We start from the raw sequence: 25,458 nt of genomic DNA on the forward strand, positions 1-25,458 counted from the left end.
CGGCCCATCCGGGGAGGGGCCAGCAACGGCTCGATCACTGCCCACGACTCATCGGTCAGCTCATGACGACGCACCACGAACCGACCAACGAGCAATCGACTTTGCGGACACGACCTAGGTGAAGACTCCCCCTATCGCGGCCTGAGGCGCACCCTCTCGGGCGGCTGAGTCCCAGGGGAGCCTCCGCCCGCCACCGGCCAGCGGTGGCTTTCCGCGTGCCGCAGAGCAGGCCCCTCAGCAGGGCCGCTCGGGTGCCGACTGCTGGAATTCAGCGGAAGGCGTGTCGGGGATCAGGCGGCTGAGGTCGAAGGTGGCGGGGTTGGTGTCGGCGGCCAGGAGCAGCAGTCGCAGGGGCTGTGGACGCAGGCCCGTGACGCTCGTACGGCGGCCGCGGCCCGGACGGCCGGGCCGAGTCAGCCCGAACAGGAGGTGGAGGCCGGCGAGGTCCATGAACGGCGTATCGCTCAGATCCCACAGCAGATCGCATACGTGGGCCGGAAGCGCGTCGGCCGCCGCCCGCAGCGGGGGCAGGGTGTCGAAGTCGATCTCCCCGCACGGGGTAATACGGGCCGTGGTGCCGTCGATGACGGTGGTGAAGTTCATGCTGGGCGGCCCCCTTTCCGGGGGTTGATGAGCCCAAAGACGAAACACACCCCCGAGATAGAAGGGGGTGAACGACGATGGCGGAGGCCAGGTGCCCGTGAAGGGGACAACGCCCGACTCCCCCAAAAGGCCAACCCGTCCCAAAGGGACGGCGGCCGATCTCGTTGTCCCTCCACCGTCCCACACCCGCACCCCCGACCGCGATCCCCAGCAATGCGGACGTCTCGCAGCGGACCCATGCCGCGCCCCTGCCTCCGGGCAGTCGGTGTCGTACCCGTGCTCCGCGAGCCGGCAGCGCCTGCCGCTCGCGAACGCCTCGCCTGCGGGCGCCTATTCGATGACGAAGGCGTCGCGGGTGTGGGTCAGGCGCAGCAGCCAGGCCACGGCGCAGGGCACGCAGCGCAGGCGGAGGACGGCGCCTCGTTCTTTGGCGCGGCGGTCGGCGGCCATCAGGGCGCTCAGGCCGGTGCAGTCGCAGAACGGGACGCCCGCGAGGTCCACGATCGTGCGGGGGTAGGTGGTGACCGCCTGCTGGAGGGCGTGGCGCCGTGACCGCGTCCAGCTCACCGGCGACGGTCACCACGCAAGCGTCGGGTGCCGGCTGCCGGACCTGGATGTCGAGCGGCTCGAGCACAGCGTCTCTCTTCGTCGTTGACGCTTCTGCTTCTCAGGGGACCTCCCCGGTGAAGTGATGTCTACCGTCATTGTCGGCGGTCCTGGGAGGTGGCGGCCCGCCTGGCCGTCCACCGCGCGCGCACCTGCCGCCTGGCTCCTAGGTTGTGACTGGGCAGACCGGGCACGGGCGCCCACCGGGGTGGCCTGCCGGACGCTGCGCGGGACCACCCCGGCACCCGGCCGAGAAGTCGTCCAGCTGTCCCTTCCGAGGTGGGCACGGGCCTTGACGGGTGTCGCGCAGGGGTGGAAAGACGCTGGTCATGGCAGAGTGTGAGCGTTAACTCCAAGCGCTCCCATTGGAGTGGCTGGCAGTGCCCCCGGACCGGCGGTCGTCACGTCCCGTCCCTGCCGGGGGCATCTGCTTGCCCGCCACCAGGCAGACGCGATGCGTCCGGTAGGCCGTCGCGCAGCCGTAGAGTCCCTCGGGTGGTACACAAGCGGCGGCACGGTCGCCGTCACTCCGTGCCGCCTGTTTCACCTGATTCGCCGCTATTGCGACGCTTATGCGTATGCCCCTCGTCGTCGGGTTCACACCTCTGCGCGCGGGGGTGGGCGGTCGGGCCTTTCGTGCCGCGGCCCGCAGCTGGGCCTCACCCGCCATCCGCGGTCGCAGCAGACCGCTGAGCAGGGCGGAAACCGCTGATCAGCTCCATAATGGAAACACTCGCATGGAACGGCGCGCCGGGTACTCTGCCGCCGCCGAGACCCGGCTTAACCTTCCTCAGACCCCGGCTCGGCGCGACGCCGACTTCACCCCTCGGTGCACCGGGCCGGGGCCCCATCCGCCACCTCTTGCACACAGCACGGCACCATGCCCGCAGCTCATCAACCGGGTGGCGCTGAACAGGCCCCGAAGGATGAGCAGGCCCGTGGGGCGGCCGGGAAGCTCCGCCTCACTCTGGGCAGGCACCAAACGGTCCACCGTTACCCGTCCACCGCCGAGGCCTCATGACCCCCCAGCCAAGCAATCCCTTGCACCCCCGCAACGGCCACCCGCACCCCGCGATGGCAGGCCGCGAGGAGTACGTGGCCCGGATGGAAGCGGAAGTCGCCCAGCTGCGCCGGGCCGTCGCCTCCCACGCATCCGTCGACCAGGCCATCGGCGTCCTCATCTGCCTGCACCAGGTCAGCCCCGACACCGGCTTCACCGTGCTCCGCGTCGCCTCCCAGCTCGCCAACACCAAACTGTCCACCGTCGCCTACGCCGTCACCCGCTGGGCCCGCACCCACGAGCCGCTCCCGACACCGATCAAGGAAGCACTCGACAAGGCCGTCCGCCTGCACGCGCGCACCCCGGAGAGGTGACCACCTCTGCAGGCCGGGCCCTTGCTCGTACACACGCGGCGGCACGGTCATCGCTGCCGTGCCGCCGCGGATCCACACCCTGCCACCACTCACCGGGTACCCCCTCGCCCCAGCCGAACCACCCGGGTGACCCCGGTATGCACGCATCGTTAAGCACAGCATTCGCGCCATGAACATCCCACCCCCCGGGGATGCGCGAACCCTCTTGAGGGCCCGGCAGCCGAGAGCACCCGGCCCGGGCCCTCACTGCAGTCCGCGACGCGCGCACGAGTCTCGGCTAGGCGGACTTCACAACATGTGCAGGGTGCGGCACGATAGCTGGCGCAGTGCCCGCTCGGCCCGCGTCCAGCTGGGGATCTGCAGGGCGGTGACCGGCCGGCAGAACTCGCACGCGCGGAAGAACGTCCCGTCGCCGGTGAGCGCCTGGCGGGCCTCGTCGGCGCTGACCGGGTTGGCGTCGCGCTGGATCACCGTGCAGCCGGCGCGGTGGACCGCAGCGCCCAGAGGGTGCCCGGCGTGCAGCTGCTTCTCCACCACGAACCCGCCCGCAGGCTCCACCGCGGGGGCATCGAGGGCTCGCCGACTGCGGCTGCGGCGGCGACAGCCGCCGGCCGTCGGGCGCCTGCTTCTCCGCCGCGGCGAGCGCTTGGCGGACTGCGCTGGCCTGCAGGCGCAGGAGGTCGCCACGGTCTCGGTCTCAGCGAGCCGCTGATCGAGAAGCGCCAGGATCAGACGCGGCGGATCAGGCGGCAGCTCGCTCATGTATTCGATTCTATGATGGTGGCCGTGCACAGCAACCAGGAGCAGGCCGGACGCTTCCACCTGCTGCTCACCTCGCACGGCCGGGCGGTCCAGCACGGCTGGTGGAACAGCGAACACACCGCCAAGCGGAAGTTCAGCATCTGGGTGGGCGAACGCGGCACCATGCCGACCGGCCCGTGCTGGGGCCGCATGCCCCTCAGCGCTGCGCGGTCGTCCGCCGGCAAACGCCCGGGATACCGATGCCGTCTGGGCGGACGAGCAGGTAACAGCGGGACCACTCGTTCCCACAGGTCATCGGGCACAAGATCATCAGACACGCCACAGATCCTGCCGACAAGGACCCGACTGCCAAGCCCTACAACGGACTTCATTCTGAAACGATCAGTTAGTAAGGGTGCCGCCTATCAGTGTTCGCTGGTCGCGATGTAGGTGCCATGCCAGGTGTGGTCCCACACGGCGCCGGTGGAGGCGTTGACCGACAGCATACCGTTGATCTTTCCGGAGCGCAGGGTATGCAGGGTGTAGTAGCCCGGGAATGCCTCCGCCTCGTCGGCGGTCAGGTCGCTGCCCCGGTCACGCAGCCAGCGCTGGGCGCGGTCCTGGGCCTGCTCGGGTGAGATTCGCGCCTGGGTCTGGCCGCGGTGGTGCATGCCGTAGTCGGTGTTCCACATCATCGCCGGGCCGTACTCGATCCCAGTGTCTCCGTCGGCCGGGTCGACGAGGATCTCGGTGGCCAGTTTCCCGGAAGGGGTCTCCAGTTCGGCGTAGAAGTTCTTCGAGAACTGCATGATCTCGCCGACGCGCAGGTCGAGCCGGTAGGCGAAGGCGTCTGCGCGCTGTCGGGCCTGGTCCAGGGTCTTCACCGGGGTGCCGTCGCCGCGCTGCCAGTAGCGCCCGCCCATCATGCCGGTGCCCCACGAGCAGTCGCCGCCCATCATGCCCGGCCCCATACCGGGCCCCCAGTCGTCCCAGTTGTCCCAGTCGTCGCCCGATGTGCCCGACCTCCAGCAATCACTGCCGGAGGGGCTCAGCGCGGCGGCCGGGCGGAGGGATGCACCGCCAGAGGTGCTGTCCTCTGCCGCGCATCCGATGGCAAGCGTGCCGACCAGCGCGAGGGCCGCCAGCGCGGCGGCGGTCCGCCTGCTCCTACTGCGCATGGTCATCACCCTCCGGGTCGTTCCCTTCGCGTCCCACCCGCCCCAGCGGACGCGGGCTGCTGACTCCAGCCTCTCTCTGCGCGCGGGAAGCCGCGCACGGGCCGTCCGGACCTACCGGTGCCCCGATCGGCCCGCTACATCGTCGCCATACACGGCTATCAATGACGATGAACAGTGCGGCCACAGCCGTCACCACCTCGTGCGGGGCGCCGTCGGCGGCGGTGGCCCTGTTCCGCTCGCTAGGTGACCCGGCACGCCTGGCGATCAGCAAAGTCAGGCTCGCAGACGATGGCCCGCAGTGCACAGCCGGCGACAAGATTGCTCCACCCCGCAGGAATGGCGGCCGCCTCCACTCGGGGAATGCGACGCCGTCCAGGGACTGGCCCGCCTGCTCGAACAGCCGGGTGGTGGCGGCCTGGCGCCTGCCCGCTGCGAGGGAGTGACCTGTGTGGCGGGGCGTAAGTGCCGCTCGATGACGAGGGGGTGTCGCTGTGGCTGACGGACTGGAAGGTCGTCGGGGGCGGCGCCTGGTCGGGCCGTCGCATCCTCGCCCTGGTCGGCGGCGTCCTCGCGGGGCCCTCGATGTGTTCGTGCACCCCGACCAGCAGGCGGTCAGCGTCGAGTGTAAGGGGAGCAGGGGCACGTTCCGATCGTCCGTCTTTGGCAAGCCGAGGAGCCCAACCCACCGGGCAATTACCGTGGAGGCGACGGCGCCACACTTCCGCCACCTCGGCCGAGTTGCTACCGCCACATCAACTAATTCGTTCACTTTCTACGCAAGCGGACGATAGCCACCCCTATAAGCAGCACGACGATCATCATGAGGAGCCATGTCGGAAGGGCTGCCGTCAATGCGCCGCGAGCCATCTGTACAGAGTCCATGCTGTTCACTCAGCCTCCTAAGTCACGTTCGGGATGGCTCGACGAGCAGTCCCAGGCACCCTTCCCCACCTGCCTTCGTCACGCCGTTGGCCAGAGCAGGCAACGTCAATGTCGTCGGTGCGTTGTAGTAGGTTTTATCCCCGGTCGTCATGGGGTTGAGCGTGCCCGCAGCTTCCCGGTTGAAGCCCATGTCCGTGCCGGCCGTCGTCGTGGCCGCGAGGCCGAGCGAGCCGTGCTGACTGCTGTCTAGCTGGCCAGGCGGCTGCACGGCCAATGCTTGCCCCGAGACTTGGGCTGCGTCAGCGACGGTCGCCCGGACGGGCACGTGCGGGCGCGGCTGCTCGAGGAGCGATTCCACAGCGCAGCGGGCCCGGGTAAGAACCGGACCCACCCGCCGGTGCACCGTACATCTCAAGTGGCGGGAGCTAGGACGTATGGCCCGCGACGGCACTTCGTCCGATTCCGCACTGCCGCGCTAGGCGACAGCCTCGCCATCGCCCTGGCCGTCCGCCCAGCCAGCCCGGACGAGGAACACTGAAAACAGGCACCCGGCGCGGTCCACCTACAGCCGCAGAGCAGAGAGGCTGCGTCCGCAAGGCGGCTCGGCCACAGGGCCGGGGCGTCCTGCTTTCTCTCTCCGTTCACGACGGTCTGCATCCGGGCGCCGCGTGGGAGGCTCAGCGGGTGGGCGGGCCTGAGGCCCAGTTGACGGCGTCGTCGAGTTCTCCGTATCCGAATTGCCGTACTTCGGCTTGGACGAAGTGGTTGGCGAGGTGAGGCACAAGTCCGGCGAGCTTGCTGTCGGCCGCCAGCGCGATCCTCCTGACCTTGTGGTGATGGTCGCGGACGAAACGAACGTGCCGGAGCATGCCCGTGATGTTTTCCCATCCCGGGAAGGCACGAGCGTGCACCACGACACCGGCCAGTTCGTCGTGGGTTTCGAGCCAGCTGTCCGCGGTCTGCGCCAGTGCGTCGAAGTCCTGTGCGCGCAGGGGCTGTTCGACCTCGACCACGAGAACCTCGGAGTCGGGCAGGAGCTTGTGCAGGACGCCGGGCCCTTCGGGCAGGGAGACGAGCCAGCGTAGGGCCTCATCGCGGTCCTGGACGGCGAAGACACGTACCGGACAGGGCATCAGGAAGCTCGCGAGTCGGGTGGGCTTGCGGATCCATTCGCTGTCGCTGACGACAGCGCACCCTTCGAACAGGCGCAGGGCTCCGATCCCGACCTTGAGGTCCTCCCATCCGGCCGCCGGTGTGAGCGCCCGGAAGTCAGGGCTGGCTTCCCACAGCAGCCGGATCCGGCGCCCTTCGCTGCGTGCGGCGTCGATGAGCGGCTCGATCACCGTCTCGTAGTCGTCCTTTGTTACTGTGCCGCTCGCCCTCACGATGTCGATCCCTGGGGGCGCGTCCTGGGCTCTGTCGAGCATGCCGTTCCTCTCAGTCGTCCCAAGCGAGCGTCGGCGGGGAAATTCGGAGATGCAACCTGCCGTCGGCGTACGCTCCGCCGTGCGGCATGCCGGTGGCGTGCGCGTGCTTGGGGGTGTCAGCCCTCGACCTCGATGTGGTGGGGCTTGGCCGCCTGAGCCTTGGGGACAGCGACGGTCAGGATGCCGTCGGCGAGGGTTGCGTGCACGTCCTCGGCCTCCACTTCGGTGGGCAGCGGCGCTCGGTACTCAAAGCGCCCGGTACGGCGCGTGGCGCGGCGCAGGACGCCTTTGCTCTCGCGTTCCTTCGGCTCCCCGGTGATGTGCAGCTCCCGTCCGCTGATCTCGACCTCGATGTCCTCGCGCTTGATGCCGGGCAGTTCACACTCGATCTTGTAGGCCTCGTCGGTCTCGCTCAGGTCGGCCAACGGCGCCCAGGCCATGGATTCCGCCCAGGATGGCGCAGCCGACTCCAGGAACCGGTGCATCCGGTCGAAGAATTCGTCGAACTCGGCGGCCATCGGCGGGTAGCTGCGCTCCAGCAGGTGGCCGGGCCGGTGTCGGGCGGGCAACGTCATGCGGCTCACCTCCACGGATGCGAACTCGCTCCATCTCCATCATGAGCGGGGGCCGTCCGGCATGCGACTTGCGAGCCATGGCATGCGCGGTAGGGAGGAGCGGGCTTCGGCGGTCCGCCCCGCGCTGCGGCGCCCAGAGCGATCAGAGCCGGAGGGACAGCATCACTTTGCAGGTGCTGTCGCACCTCATGCACCCCGCGGGGCCAGTGGCCGTTTTCGCGCTGCCGAGGAAGGTGAGCACGGCGGGCCTGATACGCCCGAGCGACGGCACGGCGAGGGGGCATCCGGTGCTGCGCTCGTCGGTGCCGGCTCCCACTGAGCCTGCGGGAGGTGCCGCCGGAGTGTCAGCCCTACGCGCCGGCAGCCGTCGTCTGATCAGGACCGGATGGCTCTGCCGGATGGCCCTGATGAGCTGGGGGTGGCTGTGGTGTGCTGGTAGTGGCGGGAGGGACCCCGTGGAAGACGCGGAGAAGCGGCTGGGTGGCCGTGCACCGCGCAATCTGGATCCGCGAGAAGCGGGTGGAGCCCTTCCCGTCCCGCCATGCCACACCGGCCGCCCACCACACGCGGGGAGTTGGGACCGCCGTCCTTCAAGCTCTGTTACGGCTCTCGCTCTCGGCCATGGCCATCGCCTCGGCATCGGACTCCTCCACCGCGATGGCGAAACCGAGGGCCTTGGTGATGTGCGCGGCCGCAGCCATGACCCGCGCCGTGCCGACCACTGGAGCGATCGCCACCAGCACGTCCTGGACCTGCTCCAGCGACAGGTTCGCCTTGATCGCCGGATCGACGTGCGCGAGGTAGGAGATCGCCGGGGCATCCATCGCCGCCAGCGCCGCAATCCTGGTAAGGATCAGCGTGGAGGCATCCATCCCGCAGCGCTCGATCGAATCCATCGTCATCGCTGCGAGCGTCTCAAGGACAGGAGCTTCGGACGAGGTAGCCATCAAAAGACCGCCTTCAGTGCAGAGCACGGGACACGGCACCCTCGACGGGGCACCGCGCACCGGCTTCCCCCCTGCTTTGCCCTCCCACCGTAGTGGCGCGTTCGGCCACTCGCATGCCGAACACACCACACCCGGCCCCGGCCGGACGTCGCCGTCCTCAGACGTCCGCTGCCGGCCGAAAGCGTCAACGCGCCCGCCCACAGCGGATCGCTCACCGGTCCAGGCCCTGAGGGAGGTGCTGAGCGTCGATCCGGGATCCTGTTCAGCATCGCGCAACCACCGAGGTCGGAAAGGACGTCGCGGCCTCAGGCTTGCTTACGCCTTTCGGCGAATACGCACAGCTGAGAGGGTTACGCGGCCAATTGCACGGGCGTGGCTCGTGAGTGCAGGGCATGGAGTCACTGCTGGGTGAAATGCCTGGTATTGGCGGGTGCATCACGGTTCGATGGCTTCGTCCGGCGGCCGGAGGCACTCGGCAGGTGTCGGGTGGCGAGAAGGCTGGCGAGGGTGATGCCGCCGGTGGCCAGGATGGCCGTCTTCAGGACGTCGAGCTGTGCTGCGGCGTACGAGTCCGCAAGGGCGTCGACCTCGGCCGGCGGCAGGCCGGCATCCTGGGCTGCCTTCCGTACCTGGTCGGTCGGCACGAAGCTGACTCCGGCTTCCAGCGCGACACTGGTCTGCTGCCGGGCCTGGTCGGACAGCAGCGGGTTGTTCTCCACGTCGCCGACGAACGCATGCGCCAAAGCACCGATGAGGATCGAGCCGATGAGCGCGGTGCCCAGCGCGGAGCCAAGGTTCTGTGCCGTGAACTGCAGGCCTCCGACCTCGCTGCGTTCCTCCTCCCCCACGGTGGACTGGACGACGTTGCCCAGTTGGGAGGCGAGCAGGCCCATGCCGATGCCAAGCAGGGCCATGGCACAGGCGAACTGCGTGTGTCGATCTGCGGCTCGATGGTGGCAAGCAGCCACACGATTGCGGCGGTCGGCGACAGCAGTGCCAGGCGTACCACCCGGCGCGGCCCCAGGGTCCGTCCCAAGCCTGCGGCGCCAAGAGAGGTGACGAGCATGGTGACGGACACCGGCAGCAGTCGCAGCCCCGTCTGGAATGCGTCGAAACCCTGCACCACCTGCAGGTAGAGCGGGATGGTGAAGAAGAGTCCGAGCAGGATCAGGTTCTGGCTCAGCAAGGTGAGCAGTCCGGATCGTAGGGGCGGAACTCCGAAGAGGGGCAGGTGCACCAGGGGATCGGCGCCCGCGGCCTCGCGTCTGCGTTCCCAGTGAACGAAGAGGGTCAGACGCCTGCGCCGGCGCCGATGACAAACAAGGTCGGGGCAAAGCCGAGGATGGTGAACGGCGGCTTGCGTGGCCGCACCCACCCCCCAGGTATTGCTCTGGAGCACTCCAAGTACGCCCAGTGCCGGTCCGGACGCTGAGAGAACCGCCCCGACGGCGTCCAGCCGGGGCGGCGGGGCGGTCCGTGCGGACTCCTTGACCATCCGGTGGCAGAGTAGGACGGCAAGGACGACCACAACTTCGCCGGCGAAGACGAGCCGCCAGGTGAGGTAGGTCGTGACCCAGCCTCCGAGCAGTGGGCCGACTGCGATGCCGGCGCCTGCGAGTCCACCGATCACGCCGTATGCGATGGCGCGGTCCCTTCCTGTGTAGGTCTCGGCGACCAGGGCGGCCATGGCTGGCAGGACCATCGCCGCCCCCAGGCCCTCGGTGACAGACCAGCCCAGAGCGAGCACCCACAGGGTGGGCGCCAGGGCGGTCAGGGCCGAGCCGGAGCCGTAGACGGCCATGCCGAGGAGGAACAGGCGACTGCGGCCGTAATTATCGCCGAACCTGCCCCCGATGAGCATGAAGGCGGCCATGGCGAGCGCGTAGAGCGTAATCACGGCCTGGATCGCGGTGACCTCCGTATGGAAGTCCTCCACCAGCTGGCTGATGGAGACGTTCATGACAGACGTGTCCAGGACCATCAGAAACTGCGCCGTCCCCAGCACCATCAGAGCCCGCCAATGTCCAACGACATAGCACCTCGCCAAGCATCGACGACGGTGTACGCCGTGAGCGTCCACCCTTGTCGCATCCGATTTTCCGCAGCCGGACGGCGAGTACTTGCCTCAATCCTCGCGGGAGAACGCACGCCCGGAGATCAGAGCAGATGAGCATCCAGTCCTGCGGGCCGAGTTCAATTCGCACAGGGACAGCTGGCCCATCCATGGGTCCCGCGCTGCGCCAACAACAACGGCGCAGCGCACTCGGCTAGCAGTCACCACTGCGACCACTCCAGCGACGCCGTTGCAAACCTTTGGCCGAACGCGTCGCCACAGCCGGTACCGGCTGCTCTGCTGCGCCTGTTCTCGGGCGAATCAAACCAGAGCCAGAACTGCATTGATCAGGGCCTTTTAGGGCCGAAGAGCCCATGCCGGAGCCGCGGAGAAACGGCATGGTGTGTATTGAATCGGCGCAGCCCGAGAGCAGAAGGCCCTCACATCTTTTCAGGAGAATCGGTGCCGGACATCCAAGACCTTTCACCCATTGTGCTCGGTCTCGCCCCTGACCCGGATGATCGTGCAGCTCTGGCTTGGGCCGCGGACGAGGCCAGCCGACGTCGATTGCCTCTAATGATCCTCCACGCTTTGGCCCCACCGACACCGACCTACTCGCCGGCCGGGCCGGCTCCGCGCTGGATTGACTGGACCTATGACCTTCAGACTGCAGCCGAGCGCCTACTGGCAGACGCCCTCTCATTCGTGACTACCCGCCATCCGCAACTGGTGGTGGGCGGGGTGATCACTGAAGGAGTACCCGCCCACGCACTCGCCACGCGGTCGCAAAAAGCCGCACTCATCGTTGTAGGTTCCTGGCACCTGAGTCCGGCCCGGCAGGCACTCGCCGCAGCCGGGGTCGCCGTGCCCCTGGCTGCACGGGCATCCTGCCCCGTCGTCATCGTGCCGGAGCCCGAACCGAGCACCGCACCCGCCCCACGCATCGTTGTCGGTGTCGACGGCAGCTCCCACTCAGCCACCGCCCTCGCTTTCGCCTTCAACGAAGCAGCACTGCACAAAGCCAGCCTGCAAGCCCTATACGTCTGGCACCCCCCAATGCTCGGCACCCTCGACGAGCACGCCGCGATCGAAGAATGCCGGCGAATTCTGGCGGACCTCACGGCCAGCCGTTCTGGCCCACACCCCCACGTCGCATTCCACGGTGAAGTCGTCAAAGGACACCCGGTCAAGACCCTCACGGACGCCTCTCACGATGCTCTCGCCCTCGTGGTAGGAACACGCGGCCACGGCGGCTTCACCGGACTCCTCCTCGGCAGCGTCAGCCAAGGCGTCCTTCACTACGCTCGCTGTCCCGTCGTCACCGTTCCACGCACTGCATGACCCTGACGCTCGCACTGGGCCAAGGCAGGGTTGCGACGTCGCTTGAGCCGGGCGGAATAGGGCGTCGCCGTAGAGCTGTCGTCCGTGCTGCAGAAGCATCCCATCAATGTTCAGCACCGAGGCTCGGCGGGGTTTCAGGCGTGTCCGTGGAAGGGCAAGTACCGCAGTTTGCGGAACTGGACCATCGACGCGACGTTTGGAGCGTGTTCGCACCGCTCTACTTACCCAGGCCGACCGGAGAACACCTGGACTGAAGCCTCATGTGGGTTCTCCCGTCGGGCGTGCTCATCGGCGAGGCGCCTTAGGTCTAAGGGCCCTATGTGAGGGGCCTGGCGGCCTGTGGTGCGGGGGTGCCCGCCGAGCCCAGGCTGGAAGAGAGATCCATGAAGGGGGTTGCTGCGATGACGTCCGCCACCACTATGGCCATGGCCTTGGAGGCTGTGCACCGCGAAAGGCTGATGCGCCTAGCCCGTGAGGTCTCCTTTGAGGCCGGGGCCCGTCTGTTCGAAGAGGGCTGCCGAGCCGATCGCTTCTGGATCATACGCACCGGCACCATTGCCCTCGACCTTCATGTCCCTGGCCGCCGTTCCACCGTCATCGAAACGCTCGGGCATGGCGAACTCATCGGCTGGTCCTGGCACTTCGCACCCTACGTCTGGCACCTGGGTGCCGAGGCGATGAGTCCGGTGCGGGCTTGGGAATTCGACGCCGAGGCCGTGCGGGCGCTGTGCGCTGAGGACGCTGCATTCGGGCAGGCGATCGCGGTCTGGGTCGGACGAGTGGTCGCCCAGCGGCTGCACGCTTCTCGGGTCCGACTCCTCGACCTGTACGCCCCCTACGGCAGCGGTGCTCTGACATGATCGCCCAGCCCGCCCAGAGCGGCCCGTACCGGGTGAACGACGTGATGACGCGTGCCGCCGTCGCGGTGGGTCGCAAGGCCTTGTTCAAGGACCTCGTCGAACGAAACGTTTACTGCCAGTGATGCAACGGCGCCAGGCTCCAGAACCTCTGGGATTGCTCTGAACAGCGAGGGCATGGACGTCGGCTGGTCGGGACGGTTGTCCTCACGGGGAGCCGAGTGCCCCTTCCACCCGCCCTTGCAGCCTGGCGCTACGGGCGGCCGCCTTGTCGCCCATCCGGTTTGTTGGGTTCGTCGCCCGCCATGGGGCGGTTCGTCCTCTCGTCAGGGAAGTTCGGGGACGACTGCCACAGGGCATGCCGCGTGGTGCAGCACGCCGTGGGCCACACGGCCGAGTTGAAGCCCGACGTGGCCGTGCCGACGCCGAGTGCCGACGACCAGCAGATCGGCTTCGTGGGAGGCGCTGATCAGGGAATCGCGGGGGTGTCCCTCGACGATACGGCGCTGCACTTCGAGGTCGGCCGGCGCATCGCGCAAGGCCTCTTCCAGCGCTTGGACGGCCTGCCGTTCGTCGAGATACTCCGGTTCGCCGCCGGGGAGAATCGGGATGCCGGTGGTCGCGCGTGCGGGACGTCGCCAGGCCCGTACGACTTCTAGCGGCACTTGGCGCAGCATGGCTTCATCGGTCGCGAAGCGCACGGATGCTGTGCCTGCTGGCTTCTCGCCGACGCCGAGCGCGATATGCCCGCGGGCGCCGGGGGCCTGGTTGTCGTGGCTGCCGCGGATTACGATCACCGGGCAGTGGGCGTGCCCGGCAACCGTCAGGCTGACGGAACCGAGCAGCGTCTGGGCTATCCCGCTGCGTCCCCGGCACCCCAGGACCATGGCGAGTGCGGTGCGGCTTTCGCGCACGAGTCCGCGCGCCGGCTCCTCGGGCAGTACCTCGGTGGTGACCTCGACATCCGGAGTGCGGCAGTGGGCACGGTTACGGGCGGGTCCGATGACGTCCTGGGCCATCACCTCCTCGACGGGCTTGTTCAATTCCTGAGCGAGCAAGGCGCCTTCATAGCGGTCCCAGAAAGAGGCATACACCAGCCGAAGCGGTGCGCCGCGCAAGGCGGCCTCGTCTGCGGCCCAGTCCACAGCGCGCAGGCTCGCTTCGGAGCCGTCGATACCGACGACGATCGGCAGATCCATCCTGCTCTCCGTTCCGGGCCGGAATCCGAAGGGTTTCTGATGGCCCCTGCTCCGTCGATCACCGCGCGCCTTCAGATGAGTGGCTCAGGTGTGCGCGATCACGGCGACGGGTGCGGCGACGTGGTGCAGGACGGCGTGGGTCACGTGGCCGATGTGAGTACCGACAGGGCGGGTGCGAATGCGCCGCCCGACCACGACGAGGGACGCTTCCCGGGACGCGTCGAGGAGAACCTGCGCGGCTCTGCCGCAGCGGCTTGCCTCGATCACCTCGAGGTCAGGGAACTTCTGACGCCACGGGCGGAGCACATTGGTCAGTGCGGTTGCCTGCTGCCGCGCGAGCGAACCGAGCTCGGTGTCTCCATAGGCGCCGGGGAAGGAACCCGGCGGCTCCACCCAGCCGTGCACGACCCGCAAGGATGCGCCACGGCGTGCGGCAGCGTCGAAGGCGAACTCCAGCAGGTCCTCGCTCGGGTCGGCGGTGTCGATGCCGACGACGACGGGCCGGAAGAGCGTCGCGGCTGACGGCACGCCTGCAGGGTCGCTCTTGTGCTCGTCGGAAGCCTGCTCCCCGGCCCGTACCAGCACTACTGGGTGTGAGGCGTGGGCGAGGACGGACAGGCTGACGGAGCTCATCATGAACCCGCCGATGCCAGTGAAGCCACGCGAGCCGAGCACGAGCATCTCCGCGGCGTCTGCCGCCTCTGTCAGCGCATCGGCCGGTTTGCCGGTGACCCGGTCGGTGAGGACCTCGACACCGGGGTGACGCAGGCGGAGGCCTTCGGCCGAGGCAAGCGGGATGTGTTCGGTCCAGTCCTGAACGGTTTCGGCGCCCAGCAGTGGCGCCTGGGCCACGTGCGCGGGTGCGGACTCCGAGACGTGGAGCAGACGCACCGGCAGATGGCGTAGCCGCGCTTCCCGAGCAGCCCATTCTGCGGCAGCCCGGCTTTCGGCCGAATCGTCGAGACCAACGGTGATGGCTCGGGTCATGGGTCTCCACCTCCTGGGACGAGCACCCGGTTCCAGCGTGGTGACGCCTAGGTCATACCGTCAGAGGCCGCAGGTCCCCAGGCAGGACCGAACGGCCCCGGTGCCTAGATTTTTCTGGGCTTCGCGCACGGTTGACCCGATGCCGTCTGGCCGCCCGCGGTACAAGCTCCAGGTGCGCGTTGATCCCGATGGTCCAGGCAGGCGATGCACGTGCCGCCGGACAGCGACAGGCTGCGCGACAGATAACGCCTCAAGGCCGCCCGGACGAGCCAGGCCCGCCACCTCGGGTATGGGCTGTCGGGTGTGGGCATCCCCAGCGGCGCAGGCGCTGGGCGAAAATCCACGACGGCACGACCCGTCGCACCCTCCGTGATCAGCCGACTCATGCACGTCGGGCACGGAGGAAGGGGGCCAGCCGGCCCTAGCGAGCGTGGAGCCGTAGATGATGATCGGCTTCGTGGACCGTGCGCAAACTGTCCACCACCCGGTAGCGAGGGGTCGCCATGGTTGAGTCACGCGCCTTCAGCGAGCAGGATCCCATCCGTGTCTTTCTGCTGGACGACCATGAGATCGTCCGGCGTGGCCTGGCCGATCTGCTCGACGGCGAAGCGGACATCCGTGTGGTCGGCGATTCGGACACCGCGGAGCACGCCCTCACCCGCGGCCCCGCACTGCGTCCTCACGTCGCTGTCCTCGACGTGCGCTTGCCCGACGGCGACGGCATCACCGTTTGCCGGGAACTGCGTAGCCGGATGCCTGATGTGGCGTGCCTGATGCTCACGTCTTTTGATGACGAGGAGGCTCTGCTGGACGCGATCATGGCTGGATCCTCAGGTTACGTTCTGAAGCAGATCAAGGGCTCCGATCTGATCTCGGCGGTTCGTCCTGTCGCCGCCGGAGAGTCGATGCTGGACCTCGCAACCACTGCCCGCCTCATGCGTTCCCTACAGGCCGATCCGGCAGCGACTCCTGCGCTGCCGCCCGAGCTGGCTGGCCTCTCACCCCGGGAACAGGACATCCTGGCGCTTATCGGCGATGGCCTGACCAACCGCGAGATCGGCAAGAAGCTGTACCTGTCGGAGAAGACCGTCAAGAACCACATCTCGCGGCTGCTGGCCAAGTTGGGCGTCCAGCGTCGGGTTCAGGCCGCGGTTCTCGCGTCGCACCTGGAGCCTCAACGCGGCGACGAGCATGGAAAACGACGGGGGTCAGAACGTCGCAAGGCCCATGGCGGTGGTCTGATTGGCCCCGGTCACCAGCTGGCTCCGGTCGCTGCCTGCCCGGCAGTTCAATAGTGCCGTCGTTGGACGATGACCGATCACCTAGGCAGCTCGATGGTCGCCAGATCGCCAGGCCCTGCCCCTGAGCGAGAGTGATCAGGGCAGACGTTACAACGCTGGTGGGCCTTTCTGGCGTGGCGGCGTCCGGTGACAGCGGCAGAACGCACCGGCTTCGGGCGGGCCCGCTCGGGGCCTGCCGTCGGTGGCATGTTCACGCTCAGGTGCTGTGATGGATCTCGATGTGCTTGGCCTCCGCTTTCTCGGCGCCGAGACCGACGCTGATGGTCAGCATGCCATCCGTGCAGTCGGCTTTGACGTCGTCTTCGTCGGCGCCGGCAGGCAGCGTCACGCTGCGGCTCATCGCGCCGTACCGGATCTCGCTGTGGTGTTTGTCTACTTCGCGTTCGCTGCGTTCGGCCTGCACCGTCAGGATCCCGTCGCTGATCATGACGTCGATGTCCTCGGGGGCCATGTGGTGTCGAACCAGTCCGACATGTCGGGGAACGGGAACCTCTGCCTGTGTGCCAGTGTGGCCATGGCCGTACCTCCTCGGCGGTCGTCGCGTCTGCCGACACCTCCAAGTGCACCGCGCCTGGTTCACCTCGCGCTGAGGCCGAACAGCCCACGTCCGATGACCCTGAAGTCCCTTTTCTCCTACGCCGTGGCATTCAGACTGAGCGAGAGAAGGGTCCACGACATCCGGCGGCGATCACTATGTCCGACGTCACCACCACCGATCTCTACGAAGTGACCATGGCCCTGTCCTACCTCCGGGAGGACATGCGGGCACCGGCCACCTTCAGCCTGTACGTGCGCGACCTTCCGCCCGAGAGAGGCTTCCTGGTCGCTGCGGGACTGGAGTCCGCCCTGAACTTCCTCGCCAACTACCGCATCGAACGCGACGACGTGAAGGAGTTCGCGGACGCCCTGCACCGCCCGATGCGGGTTCTGGAACCGCTCCTCGGTCTCTGCTTCGAGGGCGAGGTCCGTGCCGTGCCCGAGGGTCGTCTGGTGTTCGCCGGCGAGCCGCTGGTGGAGGTGACCGCACCGCTGGCCCAAGCCCAGCTCGTCGAGACCTACCTGCTGAACCAGGTCTGTCACCAGACGGCAGTGGCGTCCAAGGCAGCCCGCTGTGTACTGGCGGCAGCCGGGAGGCCTGTCGTGGATTTCTCGCTGCGCCGGACGCACGGAGCGTGGGCGGGACTGCAGGCGGCGCGCCTGGGCGCCCTCGTGGGCTTCGCAGGTACGAGTAACGTCGCGGCGGCCACAGCCCTGAATATCCCGGCATCGGGAACCATGGCGCACTCCTACATTGAGACGTTCCCCAGCGAGGAGGAGGCGTTCCGCTCGTTCGCACGCTGCCACCCCGGCCCGGTCACCTTTCTCGTGGATACCTACGACACGGAGGCGGGCGTACGGATCGCGGCACGCGTTCTGAGGGACCTCCGGCGCGGCGCAGGCTGCGCGATCCGTTTGGACAGCGGCGACCTCGATGCCCTGTCCCGCCGCTCACGCGCGATTCTTGACGCCTCAGGGCTGGCGGATGTGCGCATCGTGGCGAGCGGCGGACTCGACGAGTATGGCGTGGCCCACCTTGTGGGTGCCGGTGCCCCGATCGACGTGTATGCGGTGGGCACACGCGTCGGCGTGGCTGCGGACGCCCCCTACCTGGACTGCGCCTACAAGCTTGTTGAGTACGACGGCCGCCCGGTGATGAAGCTGTCCTCGGCGAAGGCCACAGCTCCTGGCCGCAAGCAGGTCTACCGGCACCCGGGGTATTCCGACGTCATCGCCCTGGCGAGTGAGGAACCGCCGCATGCCGCCGAGCCTATGCTGCGCACCGTCATGCGGGCGGGGCGACGTACCTGGTCGCCGGACCGCTGGCAGGACGCCCGCAAACGGTTCCGTGGGGATGTCGCCGACCTGCCGCCCTCGGCACGCCGGGTCGAGAGGCCCCTTCCGGTCCGGGCCATCCAGTCCCGGGCATTGGAAGAGCTGACCGCGAAGGTACGGACGGACATCCAGGAGCACATCCTCACCAGAGCCGCCCCCGTCGGGCCTCGTGCCTCCTGACCGTTGCCGCCCTGGCCGCGGCCGGTGTGGGCCGAGGGGTTCCGGCCGGAGGACCAATGGCCCCTGGTCGCTCGTTGAAACCCAGGCTTGCATGGGATCGCGGCGGCACCTCCCGCGCCGCCGCAGCGAGGAGGCGAGATCATGGGCACTCCCGCACCGGCGCGTCTGAGCGACCTAGCCGCCGCCAAATCGGGCCACCACGGGGACAGCTCCATGCTGAATGCCTGCCTCGGCAACGAGATCACCGTGCGCGGCACTGCGGTCCGCGTCGCCGCTCGGGACGGCGAACTTGTCGGCCTTCACCGTCCCGAAGGCAGCCCGCCTTACGACGTGCGCTGGGCCGATGGCGGCCGGTTCACTTTGTACTTCCCCGGCCCGGACGCCTACGTCCGGCACCTGACGCGGGCATCGTCCTCGATGGGCCCGGAAGCCGACGCACAGCTGACGCCCGCGGCCCCGGAGACCGGAGGGCATCATGTCCGGACCCAGTGATCGCCGGCCGATCGTCGTCGGCGTCGAGGCTGATCCGACGCGATGGATGGCGCTGGCCTGGGCGGCCGAGGAGGCGGCCCGCCGGCACATTCCGCTGCGCCCGGTCCGCGCCGAAGGCGTGCCGACCAGGGGCACCCGCGGGCGAGAGGTCCCGCCGTCCTGGGAGGGGTGGAACGAGGAGCTGCACCGCAGCGGCAAGCAGGTGCTCGAACAGACTGTGGACTTTGTCGCGGCCCGGCATCCCGAGGTGGAGGTGGACGCCGTACTCGTCGAAGGTGACCCAGTGTGGGCTCTGCGCGAGGAGAGCCGGGCCGCCACCGCTGTGGTGCTGGGCTCGCGGCATCTGAGCCGGTCCCAGGAGGTGTTCGGCTCTGCCTCGGTTGCCTTGCCCCTCATGGCACACGCCCACTGCCCGGTGGTGATCGTGCCGGAGCCGGAGCACATCACGCAGGAGCCGGCGTACTTCGTGGTCGGTGTCGACGGCAGCGAACATTCGGCCGCCGCGGTCGACGTGGCTTTTGAGGAGGCCGCCCTACGAGGGGCCGAATTGCGTGCTCTGTACGTCTGGCAGCCCGGACCGCTCAGGGTCTTCGACGAGCATGAAGTGCAACAGGAGGGCCGTCGGCTGCTCTCCGAAATCGTGGCCGGGCGCCGGGGCCGCTACCCGGAAGTGGATCTGCGCCACGAGCTGCTCATCGGCCATCCCGTGCAGGTGCTCACTGAGGCTGCGACTCACGCGCTGGGCCTGGTGGTGGGCACCCGAGGGCGCGGAGGTTTCACCGGCATGCTCCTGGGGTCGGTCAGCCAGGGTGTGCTGCACCATGCCCGTTGCCCCGTCATCGCCGTCCCGACACGTGGATGAGTCGTCATCCCCCGGAGCGAAAGGCGAGCCGCTGTGACCGCACAGACCATTGATGTCAACACTGTCACGGCGCTCGTGGCGGATGCCGCCGCGGCGCCCTCTCAGCACAATGCCCAGCCCTGGGCCTTCCGTTATCTGCGCGGCATCGGCGTTCTGCGCCTGTACGCGGACCCGGCACGGGCGTTGCCACGGACCGATCCGGACGGCCGAGGCCTGCATCTGGGCTGTGGCGCCGCGCTGTTCAACTTGCGCGTAGCTGCGGCCGCGGCGGGGCTGGGGCCGGACGTCCGGTTGCTTCCCGACCCACAGGACGCGGACTTCCTCGCCGAAGTGCACTTGTACGGCACCGCACGACCCGACTGGATGCTCGCCCAGCTGCACCCGGCGATCCACCGCCGTCACTGCAGCCGTCTTCCTTTCACGAATGAGGAGCTCCCCGCCGACGTGCGGGGGCGTCTGTGCACCGCGGCCGGAGCCGAGGACGCCCAACTGTTGTTTCCGGGCGCCTGGCACGTGCGGTCGATCCTGGAGCTGGTGCGGGACGCTGAGGGCCGGGAAGCAGTCGACCCGGGGGTGCGCGGTGAGACGGTGCGGTGGACGCGTACAGAATCGTCGGGGAGCGCAGGGCCCGGTGACGGCATACCCGCCGAGGCGTTCGGGCCGGGCCAGCGGATGACGGCAGCTCCCGTGCGGGACTTCGCCGCCGGCCGGCCGATGCCGGGGCGTGGCTGGGCGTCCTTCGAGAAGAACCCGCACGTTGCGCTGCTGGGTACGGCCCACGACGGACCTGCGGACTGGCTGCGTGCTGGTCAGGCGCTGGAGCGTGTGCTGCTGCAGGCCACTGTGGACGGGCTTGTCGCCTCGATGACTTCCCAGCCCCTGGAGTGGACGGAGATCCGTTGGGCTGTACGCGATCCGCTCTCCGATATGGCTCACGTACAGATGGTGCTGCGGCTCGGGTACGGCCCCGAGGGTCCGCCGAGCCCGCGCCGATCGGTGGCTGACGTGCTCCACATCCTGTAATCCGCGCGTAGGGACGCGATGGCAAGGAGGAGTGGCGTGAAGGTTTCCGAGGTGATGACTGCTCCGCCGGTATGCGTCGCGCCCCACGACTCCCTCACCGAGGCGACCCGGAGGATGGCTCAATCCGCCGTCGGCTCCCTCCTCGTCATCGAGGACGGAGCGTTGCGCGGCATTGTCACCGATCGTGACCTTGCCGTACGCGGTCTGGGCGGGGGCCTGTCCCCGCAGGCGCGGGTGGAGGCGGTGATGTCGGCGAAAGTGGTCACCCTCGACAGCAATGACGATCTGCGGGTGGCCTACCAGACATTCCGTCGCACCAGCGTGCGCCGGCTACCCGTCCTGCACGAGGGCCAGGCATTGGGCATGCTCACCATCGACGACCTTCTCCTCGATGTCTTCCGGCGGCTGGCCGACCTGCTGGGACCGGTCGCCTGGAGTGTGCTGCAGGAGCCGCCGGGGCCCTCCCCCGGCAGGCGGAGCGTCTTATGAGCCCCGACCCGGCCCACCCGGGATCGGCCGCCCTGCACGAAGGCCACGCCCAGAGCACGGGCCCTCCCACGGGATTCAAGGAGCCGGTCAACGCATACCCCGCTACCTGCACGTCGGCCGTCCCTTCCCTGCCGGCGTCGGACGTCTTCACGGCCCTGGAAAGCTCCGCGCGCGGCCTGACATCGGCCGAGGCCGCCGCACGGCAGGTCCGCTACGGCCGCAACGACCTGCCCGCCGTCCGCCGGGGGCGCCTGTGGCCACAGCTGCTTGCACAGTTCACGGATCTCTTCGCAGTGGTGCTACTGGTCGCCTCGGCCATCACCTTCCTCGCCTACGCGCTGGAGCAGCCCAGAGACCCGGCCACGCTCCAGCTGGCCTTCGCGATCCTCGCGGTGGTGCTCCTCAATGCAGGCATCGGCTTCGCCCAGGAGTACTCCGCCGAGCGCACGGCGCAGTCCCTGCAGGCGATGGTGCCGCATGCCTGCCGGGTGCTGCGGGACGGCGTGCGGCAGGAGCTGCCTGCGCCTGACCTGGTGCCCGGCGATGTAGTGATTCTGGAGGCCGGGGACGCCGTCCCGGCCGACTGCCGGCTGGCGCGGGCGCAGGAGGTGGCGGTCAACAACGCGGCGTTGACCGGTGAAAGTGACGCTGTGGTGCGGGTCGCCGATCCGGTCCCCGAAGGGCCTGTCCTGGATGCGCGTAACTGTGTGTTCATGGGCACCGACGTCGTTGCGGGGACGGGTAAGGCCGTCGTCTTCGCCACTGGGGCGGCCACCGAGTTCGGACGGCTTTTCCGGCTCACTGCGGCAGCGCCCCGGCAAAAGACCCCGCTGCAGCGGCAGGTCGCCGCCATGGCGCGCCGGGTGGCCGGCGTCGCGCTGGCCACCGGGGCGCTGCTCTTCGCGGTGCGCGTGCCCGGTGGGCAGCCGTTCGTGGACACCTTCGTCTTCTCGCTCGGTGTGATGGTCGCACTCGTACCGGAGGGCCTGCCGGCGACGCTTTCCGTCTCACTGGCCATCGGTGTCCGCCGCATGGCCCGTCGGCACGCGCTGGTCAAGCAGCTGCTGGCGGTGGAGGCGCTGGGGTCGACCAGCGTGGTGTGCACCGACAAGACGGGGACCCTCACCCAGGCGGAGATGACCGTCGTACAGCTGTGGGCGGACGGCGTGGCCCATCCCGTCACCGGTGTGGGTTACGCGCCCGTCGGCGAGGTTCAGGACGCCGGGCGGGTGCGGGAGTTGCTGAGGGCGGCGGCGCTGTGCTGCGACGCCCGGCTCGTTGCCCCGTCCGGCCCGCACGGGTGGCGGGTCCTCGGTGACACCACCGAAGGTGCGTTGCTGGTGGCCGCGGCCAAGGCCGGTCTGGACACGACGGCGGAAGAGGTCCGCAGGCCACGAGTGGCGGAGCATCCTTTTGACTCCGTACGCAAGTCGATGAGTACGGTCCACCGCGAACCGGACGGGACGTATGTCGCCTACGTCAAGGGCGCGCCGCTGGAACTCCTGGCCCGGTGTGATGCCGTCGACCGGAACGGAGCACGGGCATCTCTGACACAGGCCGCGCGAGCCGAGATCGCCGCTGCCTGCGACCACCTGGCGGGTCAGGGTCTGCGGGTCCTGGCGGTGGCGCGGCGGCTGGTGGACAGTCCGCGTCTTCCGCGGGGAGACATCGAGTCGCAGCTGACGCTGCTGGGGCTCGCCGGGATGTATGACCCGCCCCGCCCGGAGGTGCGGGACGCGGTGGACGCCTGCCGAAGAGCAGGGATCCGGATCGTCATGGTGACCGGCGATCACCCGCTGACCGCGGAGGCCGTCGCCCGCCGCGTCGGGATCGTACGGGGACCGAGCCCGACCGTCGTGACGGGCGCCGATCTGGATGTGCGCGACGACGGCGCTTTGGACGCGCTGCTGACCGGCTCCACCGAGCTGCTGCTGTGCAGGGTCAGCCCCGAGCACAAGATGCGCGTGGTGACGGCGCTGCAACGGCGGGGTGAGATCGTTGCGGTGACCGGCGACGGTGCCAACGACGCGCCTGCTCTGAAACACGCGGACATCGGTGTCGCCATGGGCGCTTCCGGTACGGATGTCGCCCGGGAGGCCGCAGTGATGGTGCTGCTGAACGACTCCTTTGCCTCCATCACCACCGCGGTGGGACTGGGCCGCTCGGTCTATCGCAACATTCGCAAGTTTCTCATCTACCTGTTCAGTCACAACATCGCCGAACTCGTGCCGATCCTCGCCGCCACCTTCGCCGGGTTCCCGCTGGTGCCTATCACGGCCGTGCAGATCCTCGCGATCGACCTCGGCTCGGACGTGTTGCCAGCTCTCGCACTCGGTGCCGAGCCGATGGAGAAGGACGTGATGGACAATCCTCCGCGACCACCTCAGGAGCGGTTGTTCTCCGCCTCCGTCATGATCCGGATTCTCTTCCTGGGCGGCATCCAGGCCCTAGGCGTGTGTGCTGTCTTCTTCTGGCACATCCACGCGTCCGGCATCCCATACACGCAGTTCACGAAGAGCAATCCCGTCTACCGGGAGGCGATCACCATGGTCCAGGCCGGCATCGTCGTCAGCCAGTTCTTCAACGCGCTCGCGGTCCGCACCGACCGGCAGAGCGTCTTCCGGGCCGGCCTGTTCGGCAATCCCTGGCTGATCGGCGCCGGGTGCGTCGGTATCGCGCTGATGGCGGCCATCAGCTATGCGCCCCCGCTCCAAGCAGTGTTCAACACCGCGCCCTTGGCGCCCGAGGACTGGGCCGTTCTTGCGGTTCTCGGTGCGCTGCTGCTCGCCGCCGAGGAAGCACGCAAGTGGGTGCTGCGACAGCGCGGGACGCTAGGGACGGGAGTGACACGATGAAAGCGATCATCGTGGGCTGCGGCCGGGTCGGATCCACTCTAGCCACGCAGTTGGGCTCCGAGGGCCACGACATCCGTGTCGTCGACCGAGACCCCAAAGCACGCAGACTCCTACCTGCGGGCTTCTGCGGCGCCTTCCTCGCAGGCAATGGCTTCAGCCGTGACGTGCTGGAGGCGGCCGGAGTCGGCCACGCGGACGCACTGGTCGCGGTGACCTCCGGTGACAACAGCAACATCGTCAGCGCACGGACCGCAAAGGAGACCTACCGGGTTCCGGTGGTCCTCGCGCGGATTCACGACCCGCGACGTGCCGATATCTGCCGGGATTTGGGCATCCCGGCCATCTCCAGCGTCCGCTGGGCCGTCAGCCGCATCCACCAGACGCTGCTGCACCGTCACCTCACCCCAGAACTCACCTTCGGCAATGGCGAGACCCTTCTCGTCCGCTCCGAACTACCCGCATATCTCACGGGTCGACGCCTGTCCGAGTTCGACGTCGACGGCGAGATCCGTGTCGTGGAGGTCACCCGCGCCGGACGGTCGCTACTGCCTGCACACGGTGTCACCGCTCTGCCCGGGGACCTGGTGGCCTTCGCCGTCACCGCGACCGCCCTCGGTCGACTCCGTGGCTTCCTCGACAAGGAGCTGGGAACGTGAAGGCCCTCATCGCCGGTGCGGGACGGCTCGGCACCCAGATCGCCCAGGTGCTCTCGGCCGCGCAGAACGAGGTGATCCTGGTCGAGCAGGACGACGAGCGTCTGCACGAAGTCTCGGCCCTGCCCCGCGTGCGGCTGGTGGCCGGTGACGCCTGCGATCCAGCCCTCCTGGAACACGCTGGCGGGCTGACCTGCGACCTCATCATCTCCACCACCGGCCGGGACGAAGACAACCTCGTCATCAGCCTGATCGCCAAGCGGCAGTTCGACGTGGGACGCGTCGTCGCGCGCGTCAACGACGCCGAGAACGCCTGGCTCTTCGATCAGCGATGGGGCGTGGACGTCGCCGTGCCCGCGGCCACCCCGCTGATCTCCCTCATCGAGGAGGCCACCGGCGCCACCGACACAGTGGCGCTGCTGCGGCTGAGCAAGGCGGGCGTCGAGGTCATCGAGACCGCAATCACCGAGCGCTCGCGAGCCGCCGGGCACCTATTGGGCGAGATTGCCCTACCGAACGGCACCGTCGTCGCCACCGTCGTCCGCAACGGCCGGCCCACGGTTCCCCAGCCCGCAATGCGGCTACTGCCCGGTGACGAACTCCTGCTCGTGTCGCACGAGGCAACCGAACAAGAGATCCACGCGGCCTTCCAGTAGCCGCAATCGCCGTGCGCGAGCAGCCGGCCCAGCACAGGCCCTCGTCTAGCACCGGACACCGCCTCTGATCGGGCTTCACTCGCCGCTGCCGCCTCGCCTTCGCTGCGGGCGCGCACCAGGTCAGGGCACACCTTCGCTCAGGCTGGAGGGCATCGCTTCTCCGGCAGCATGAGGGACGACCGGTGCGTCAGCGGCCATAGCGCGACGTCCATTGGCGCTCCACGCGCTTCCACTCACGGTCCCATCGGGCGAGGCGGCAGCGGTCCGTGGACCTGCCGAGTGCCCACCACAGGGCGCATGCGGTG

25 protein-coding genes and 3 pseudogenes are annotated in these 25,458 nt (G+C 68.6%); 13 read left to right on the forward strand and 15 right to left on the reverse strand.

Features of this window, described 5'->3' with window-relative positions; genetic code table 11:
• The 3 genes and pseudogenes from ACF08B_RS22065 to ACF08B_RS22075 all read right to left on the reverse strand — a co-directional run.
• A pseudogene (locus tag ACF08B_RS22065) lies at window positions 1-95 on the reverse strand (IS5/IS1182 family transposase); the annotation flags it as partial.
• A gap of 139 nt (window positions 96-234) precedes the next feature.
• Window positions 235-603, reverse strand: a complete 369-nt coding sequence (locus ACF08B_RS22070; RefSeq protein ID WP_392318921.1) for an STAS domain-containing protein — start codon at window positions 601-603, stop codon at window positions 235-237.
• 330 nt (window positions 604-933) lie between these two features.
• Window positions 934-1,170: an STAS domain-containing protein gene (locus tag ACF08B_RS22075; protein ID WP_392318922.1), complete on the reverse strand. Its 237-nt coding sequence runs from the start codon at window positions 1,168-1,170 to the stop codon at window positions 934-936.
• Between the two features lie 1,056 nt (window positions 1,171-2,226).
• Between ACF08B_RS22075 and ACF08B_RS22080 the strand changes: the two genes are divergently transcribed.
• Entirely contained in the window at window positions 2,227-2,583 is a 357-nt protein-coding gene (locus ACF08B_RS22080) for an ANTAR domain-containing protein (RefSeq protein ID WP_392318923.1), read from the forward strand.
• 288 nt (window positions 2,584-2,871) lie between these two features.
• On the opposite strand, the gene ACF08B_RS22085 is transcribed toward ACF08B_RS22080, so the two are convergent.
• The 9 genes and pseudogenes from ACF08B_RS22085 to ACF08B_RS22125 all read right to left on the reverse strand — a co-directional run.
• On the reverse strand, window positions 2,872-3,345 hold the full coding sequence (locus ACF08B_RS22085) for a DUF6233 domain-containing protein (protein ID WP_392318924.1): 474 nt from the start codon (window positions 3,343-3,345) through the stop codon (window positions 2,872-2,874).
• Window positions 3,346-3,533: 188 nt separating this feature from the next.
• A pseudogene (locus tag ACF08B_RS22090) lies at window positions 3,534-3,716 on the reverse strand (hypothetical protein); the annotation flags it as partial.
• Between the two features lie 33 nt (window positions 3,717-3,749).
• Complete coding sequence (locus ACF08B_RS22095) at window positions 3,750-4,502, reverse strand: hypothetical protein (protein WP_392318925.1); 753 nt, start codon at window positions 4,500-4,502, stop codon at window positions 3,750-3,752.
• Between the two features lie 904 nt (window positions 4,503-5,406).
• On the reverse strand, window positions 5,407-5,742 hold the full coding sequence (locus ACF08B_RS22100; protein ID WP_392318926.1) for a hypothetical protein: 336 nt from the start codon (window positions 5,740-5,742) through the stop codon (window positions 5,407-5,409).
• Between the two features lie 319 nt (window positions 5,743-6,061).
• Window positions 6,062-6,811, reverse strand: a complete 750-nt coding sequence (locus ACF08B_RS22105; RefSeq protein WP_392318927.1) for an STAS/SEC14 domain-containing protein — start codon at window positions 6,809-6,811, stop codon at window positions 6,062-6,064.
• A gap of 116 nt (window positions 6,812-6,927) precedes the next feature.
• Complete coding sequence (locus ACF08B_RS22110) at window positions 6,928-7,386, reverse strand: Hsp20/alpha crystallin family protein (protein WP_392318928.1); 459 nt, start codon at window positions 7,384-7,386, stop codon at window positions 6,928-6,930.
• Window positions 7,387-7,976: 590 nt separating this feature from the next.
• Window positions 7,977-8,333 (reverse strand): carboxymuconolactone decarboxylase family protein, encoded by a 357-nt coding sequence (locus ACF08B_RS22115; protein WP_392318929.1) that lies wholly within the window; start codon window positions 8,331-8,333, stop codon window positions 7,977-7,979.
• A 398-nt stretch (window positions 8,334-8,731) separates the two neighbouring features.
• Window positions 8,732-9,247, reverse strand: coding sequence for a hypothetical protein (locus ACF08B_RS22120; protein WP_392319265.1), 516 nt, complete (start codon window positions 9,245-9,247; stop codon window positions 8,732-8,734).
• A 95-nt stretch (window positions 9,248-9,342) separates the two neighbouring features.
• Window positions 9,343-10,341, reverse strand: a pseudogene (locus ACF08B_RS22125) (MFS transporter); the annotation flags it as partial.
• A 537-nt stretch (window positions 10,342-10,878) separates the two neighbouring features.
• On the opposite strand from ACF08B_RS22125, the gene ACF08B_RS22130 reads away from it, so the two are divergent.
• From ACF08B_RS22130 to ACF08B_RS22140, 3 genes are all read left to right on the forward strand, one after another.
• Window positions 10,879-11,727: a universal stress protein gene (locus tag ACF08B_RS22130; protein ID WP_392319246.1), complete on the forward strand. Its 849-nt coding sequence runs from the start codon at window positions 10,879-10,881 to the stop codon at window positions 11,725-11,727.
• 401 nt (window positions 11,728-12,128) lie between these two features.
• Window positions 12,129-12,587 carry a Crp/Fnr family transcriptional regulator gene (locus tag ACF08B_RS22135; RefSeq protein ID WP_392318930.1) on the forward strand — a complete coding sequence of 153 codons (459 nt, stop codon included), beginning with the start codon at window positions 12,129-12,131 and terminating at the stop codon, window positions 12,585-12,587.
• Entirely contained in the window at window positions 12,584-12,709 is a 126-nt protein-coding gene (locus tag ACF08B_RS22140) for a hypothetical protein (protein WP_392318931.1), read from the forward strand. Before ACF08B_RS22135 ends, ACF08B_RS22140 begins: the two co-directional genes overlap by 4 nt.
• A gap of 201 nt (window positions 12,710-12,910) precedes the next feature.
• Here ACF08B_RS22140 and ACF08B_RS22145 read toward each other — a convergent pair whose 3' ends face one another.
• Together ACF08B_RS22145 and ACF08B_RS22150 are read right to left on the reverse strand one after the other, a co-directional pair.
• Window positions 12,911-13,783 carry a universal stress protein gene (locus ACF08B_RS22145; RefSeq protein ID WP_392318932.1) on the reverse strand — a complete coding sequence of 291 codons (873 nt, stop codon included), beginning with the start codon at window positions 13,781-13,783 and terminating at the stop codon, window positions 12,911-12,913.
• Window positions 13,784-13,867: 84 nt separating this feature from the next.
• Window positions 13,868-14,770, reverse strand: coding sequence for a universal stress protein (locus tag ACF08B_RS22150; RefSeq protein ID WP_392318933.1), 903 nt, complete (start codon window positions 14,768-14,770; stop codon window positions 13,868-13,870).
• 503 nt (window positions 14,771-15,273) lie between these two features.
• Between ACF08B_RS22150 and ACF08B_RS22155 the strand changes: the two genes are divergently transcribed.
• A complete protein-coding gene (locus ACF08B_RS22155) occupies window positions 15,274-16,065 on the forward strand; it encodes a response regulator (RefSeq protein WP_392318934.1) in 792 nt (263 codons plus the stop codon).
• Window positions 16,066-16,267: 202 nt separating this feature from the next.
• On the opposite strand, the gene ACF08B_RS22160 is transcribed toward ACF08B_RS22155, so the two are convergent.
• The gene (locus ACF08B_RS22160; protein WP_392318935.1) at window positions 16,268-16,522 is read right to left on the reverse strand and encodes an Hsp20/alpha crystallin family protein; all 255 of its coding nucleotides are present in this window, start codon (window positions 16,520-16,522) and stop codon (window positions 16,268-16,270) included.
• 242 nt (window positions 16,523-16,764) lie between these two features.
• Here ACF08B_RS22160 and ACF08B_RS22165 point away from each other — a divergent pair, with 242 nt between their 5' ends.
• The 8 genes from ACF08B_RS22165 to ACF08B_RS22200 all read left to right on the forward strand — a co-directional run bounded on the left by ACF08B_RS22165 (window position 16,765) and on the right by ACF08B_RS22200 (window position 25,153).
• Window positions 16,765-18,123 (forward strand): nicotinate phosphoribosyltransferase, encoded by a 1,359-nt coding sequence (locus ACF08B_RS22165; protein ID WP_392318936.1) that lies wholly within the window; start codon window positions 16,765-16,767, stop codon window positions 18,121-18,123.
• A 141-nt stretch (window positions 18,124-18,264) separates the two neighbouring features.
• Entirely contained in the window at window positions 18,265-18,615 is a 351-nt protein-coding gene (locus tag ACF08B_RS22170; protein WP_392318937.1) for a DUF1918 domain-containing protein, read from the forward strand.
• Window positions 18,599-19,477, forward strand: a complete 879-nt coding sequence (locus ACF08B_RS22175) for a universal stress protein (protein ID WP_392318938.1) — start codon at window positions 18,599-18,601, stop codon at window positions 19,475-19,477. Before ACF08B_RS22170 ends, ACF08B_RS22175 begins: the two co-directional genes overlap by 17 nt.
• 33 nt (window positions 19,478-19,510) lie before the next feature.
• The gene (locus tag ACF08B_RS22180) at window positions 19,511-20,500 is read left to right on the forward strand and encodes an Acg family FMN-binding oxidoreductase (protein WP_392318939.1); all 990 of its coding nucleotides are present in this window, start codon (window positions 19,511-19,513) and stop codon (window positions 20,498-20,500) included.
• A 36-nt stretch (window positions 20,501-20,536) separates the two neighbouring features.
• Window positions 20,537-20,989, forward strand: a complete 453-nt coding sequence (locus ACF08B_RS22185; protein ID WP_392318940.1) for a CBS domain-containing protein — start codon at window positions 20,537-20,539, stop codon at window positions 20,987-20,989.
• Window positions 20,986-23,844, forward strand: a complete 2,859-nt coding sequence (locus ACF08B_RS22190; protein WP_392318941.1) for a cation-translocating P-type ATPase — start codon at window positions 20,986-20,988, stop codon at window positions 23,842-23,844. The genes ACF08B_RS22185 and ACF08B_RS22190 overlap by 4 nt, the downstream gene beginning before the upstream one ends.
• Window positions 23,841-24,500: a potassium channel family protein gene (locus tag ACF08B_RS22195; protein ID WP_392318942.1), complete on the forward strand. Its 660-nt coding sequence runs from the start codon at window positions 23,841-23,843 to the stop codon at window positions 24,498-24,500. Before ACF08B_RS22190 ends, ACF08B_RS22195 begins: the two co-directional genes overlap by 4 nt.
• Window positions 24,497-25,153, forward strand: coding sequence for a potassium channel family protein (locus tag ACF08B_RS22200; protein ID WP_392318943.1), 657 nt, complete (start codon window positions 24,497-24,499; stop codon window positions 25,151-25,153). Before ACF08B_RS22195 ends, ACF08B_RS22200 begins: the two co-directional genes overlap by 4 nt.
• The last annotated feature ends 305 nt before the right edge of the window (window positions 25,154-25,458 follow it).

This window comes from Streptomyces sp. NPDC015139 (assembly GCF_043079785.1).
Lineage (GTDB): Bacteria > Actinomycetota > Actinomycetes > Streptomycetales > Streptomycetaceae > Streptomyces > Streptomyces albidocamelliae.

What these genes read in the sequence shown, in the direction of transcription:
- ACF08B_RS22070 (WP_392318921.1), bottom strand. Translation starts at nt 603, where the DNA reads ATGAACTTCACCACCGTCATCGACGGCACCACGGCCCGTATTACCCCG.
- ACF08B_RS22080 (WP_392318923.1), top strand. Translation starts at nt 2,227, where the DNA reads ATGACCCCCCAGCCAAGCAATCCCTTGCACCCCCGCAACGGCCACCCG.
- ACF08B_RS22085 (WP_392318924.1), bottom strand. Translation starts at nt 3,345, where the DNA reads ATGAGCGAGCTGCCGCCTGATCCGCCGCGTCTGATCCTGGCGCTTCTC.
- ACF08B_RS22095 (WP_392318925.1), bottom strand. Translation starts at nt 4,502, where the DNA reads ATGCGCAGTAGGAGCAGGCGGACCGCCGCCGCGCTGGCGGCCCTCGCG.
- ACF08B_RS22105 (WP_392318927.1), bottom strand. Translation starts at nt 6,811, where the DNA reads ATGCTCGACAGAGCCCAGGACGCGCCCCCAGGGATCGACATCGTGAGG.
- ACF08B_RS22110 (WP_392318928.1), bottom strand. Translation starts at nt 7,386, where the DNA reads ATGACGTTGCCCGCCCGACACCGGCCCGGCCACCTGCTGGAGCGCAGC.
- ACF08B_RS22115 (WP_392318929.1), bottom strand. Translation starts at nt 8,333, where the DNA reads ATGGCTACCTCGTCCGAAGCTCCTGTCCTTGAGACGCTCGCAGCGATG.
- ACF08B_RS22120 (WP_392319265.1), bottom strand. Translation starts at nt 9,247, where the DNA reads ATGGCCCTGCTTGGCATCGGCATGGGCCTGCTCGCCTCCCAACTGGGC.
- ACF08B_RS22135 (WP_392318930.1), top strand. Translation starts at nt 12,129, where the DNA reads ATGACGTCCGCCACCACTATGGCCATGGCCTTGGAGGCTGTGCACCGC.
- ACF08B_RS22140 (WP_392318931.1), top strand. Translation starts at nt 12,584, where the DNA reads ATGATCGCCCAGCCCGCCCAGAGCGGCCCGTACCGGGTGAACGACGTG.
- ACF08B_RS22145 (WP_392318932.1), bottom strand. Translation starts at nt 13,783, where the DNA reads ATGGATCTGCCGATCGTCGTCGGTATCGACGGCTCCGAAGCGAGCCTG.
- ACF08B_RS22150 (WP_392318933.1), bottom strand. Translation starts at nt 14,770, where the DNA reads ATGACCCGAGCCATCACCGTTGGTCTCGACGATTCGGCCGAAAGCCGG.
- ACF08B_RS22155 (WP_392318934.1), top strand. Translation starts at nt 15,274, where the DNA reads ATGGTTGAGTCACGCGCCTTCAGCGAGCAGGATCCCATCCGTGTCTTT.
- ACF08B_RS22160 (WP_392318935.1), bottom strand. Translation starts at nt 16,522, where the DNA reads ATGGCCCCCGAGGACATCGACGTCATGATCAGCGACGGGATCCTGACG.
- ACF08B_RS22165 (WP_392318936.1), top strand. Translation starts at nt 16,765, where the DNA reads ATGTCCGACGTCACCACCACCGATCTCTACGAAGTGACCATGGCCCTG.
- ACF08B_RS22170 (WP_392318937.1), top strand. Translation starts at nt 18,265, where the DNA reads ATGGGCACTCCCGCACCGGCGCGTCTGAGCGACCTAGCCGCCGCCAAA.
- ACF08B_RS22175 (WP_392318938.1), top strand. Translation starts at nt 18,599, where the DNA reads ATGTCCGGACCCAGTGATCGCCGGCCGATCGTCGTCGGCGTCGAGGCT.
- ACF08B_RS22190 (WP_392318941.1), top strand. Translation starts at nt 20,986, where the DNA reads ATGAGCCCCGACCCGGCCCACCCGGGATCGGCCGCCCTGCACGAAGGC.
- ACF08B_RS22195 (WP_392318942.1), top strand. Translation starts at nt 23,841, where the DNA reads ATGAAAGCGATCATCGTGGGCTGCGGCCGGGTCGGATCCACTCTAGCC.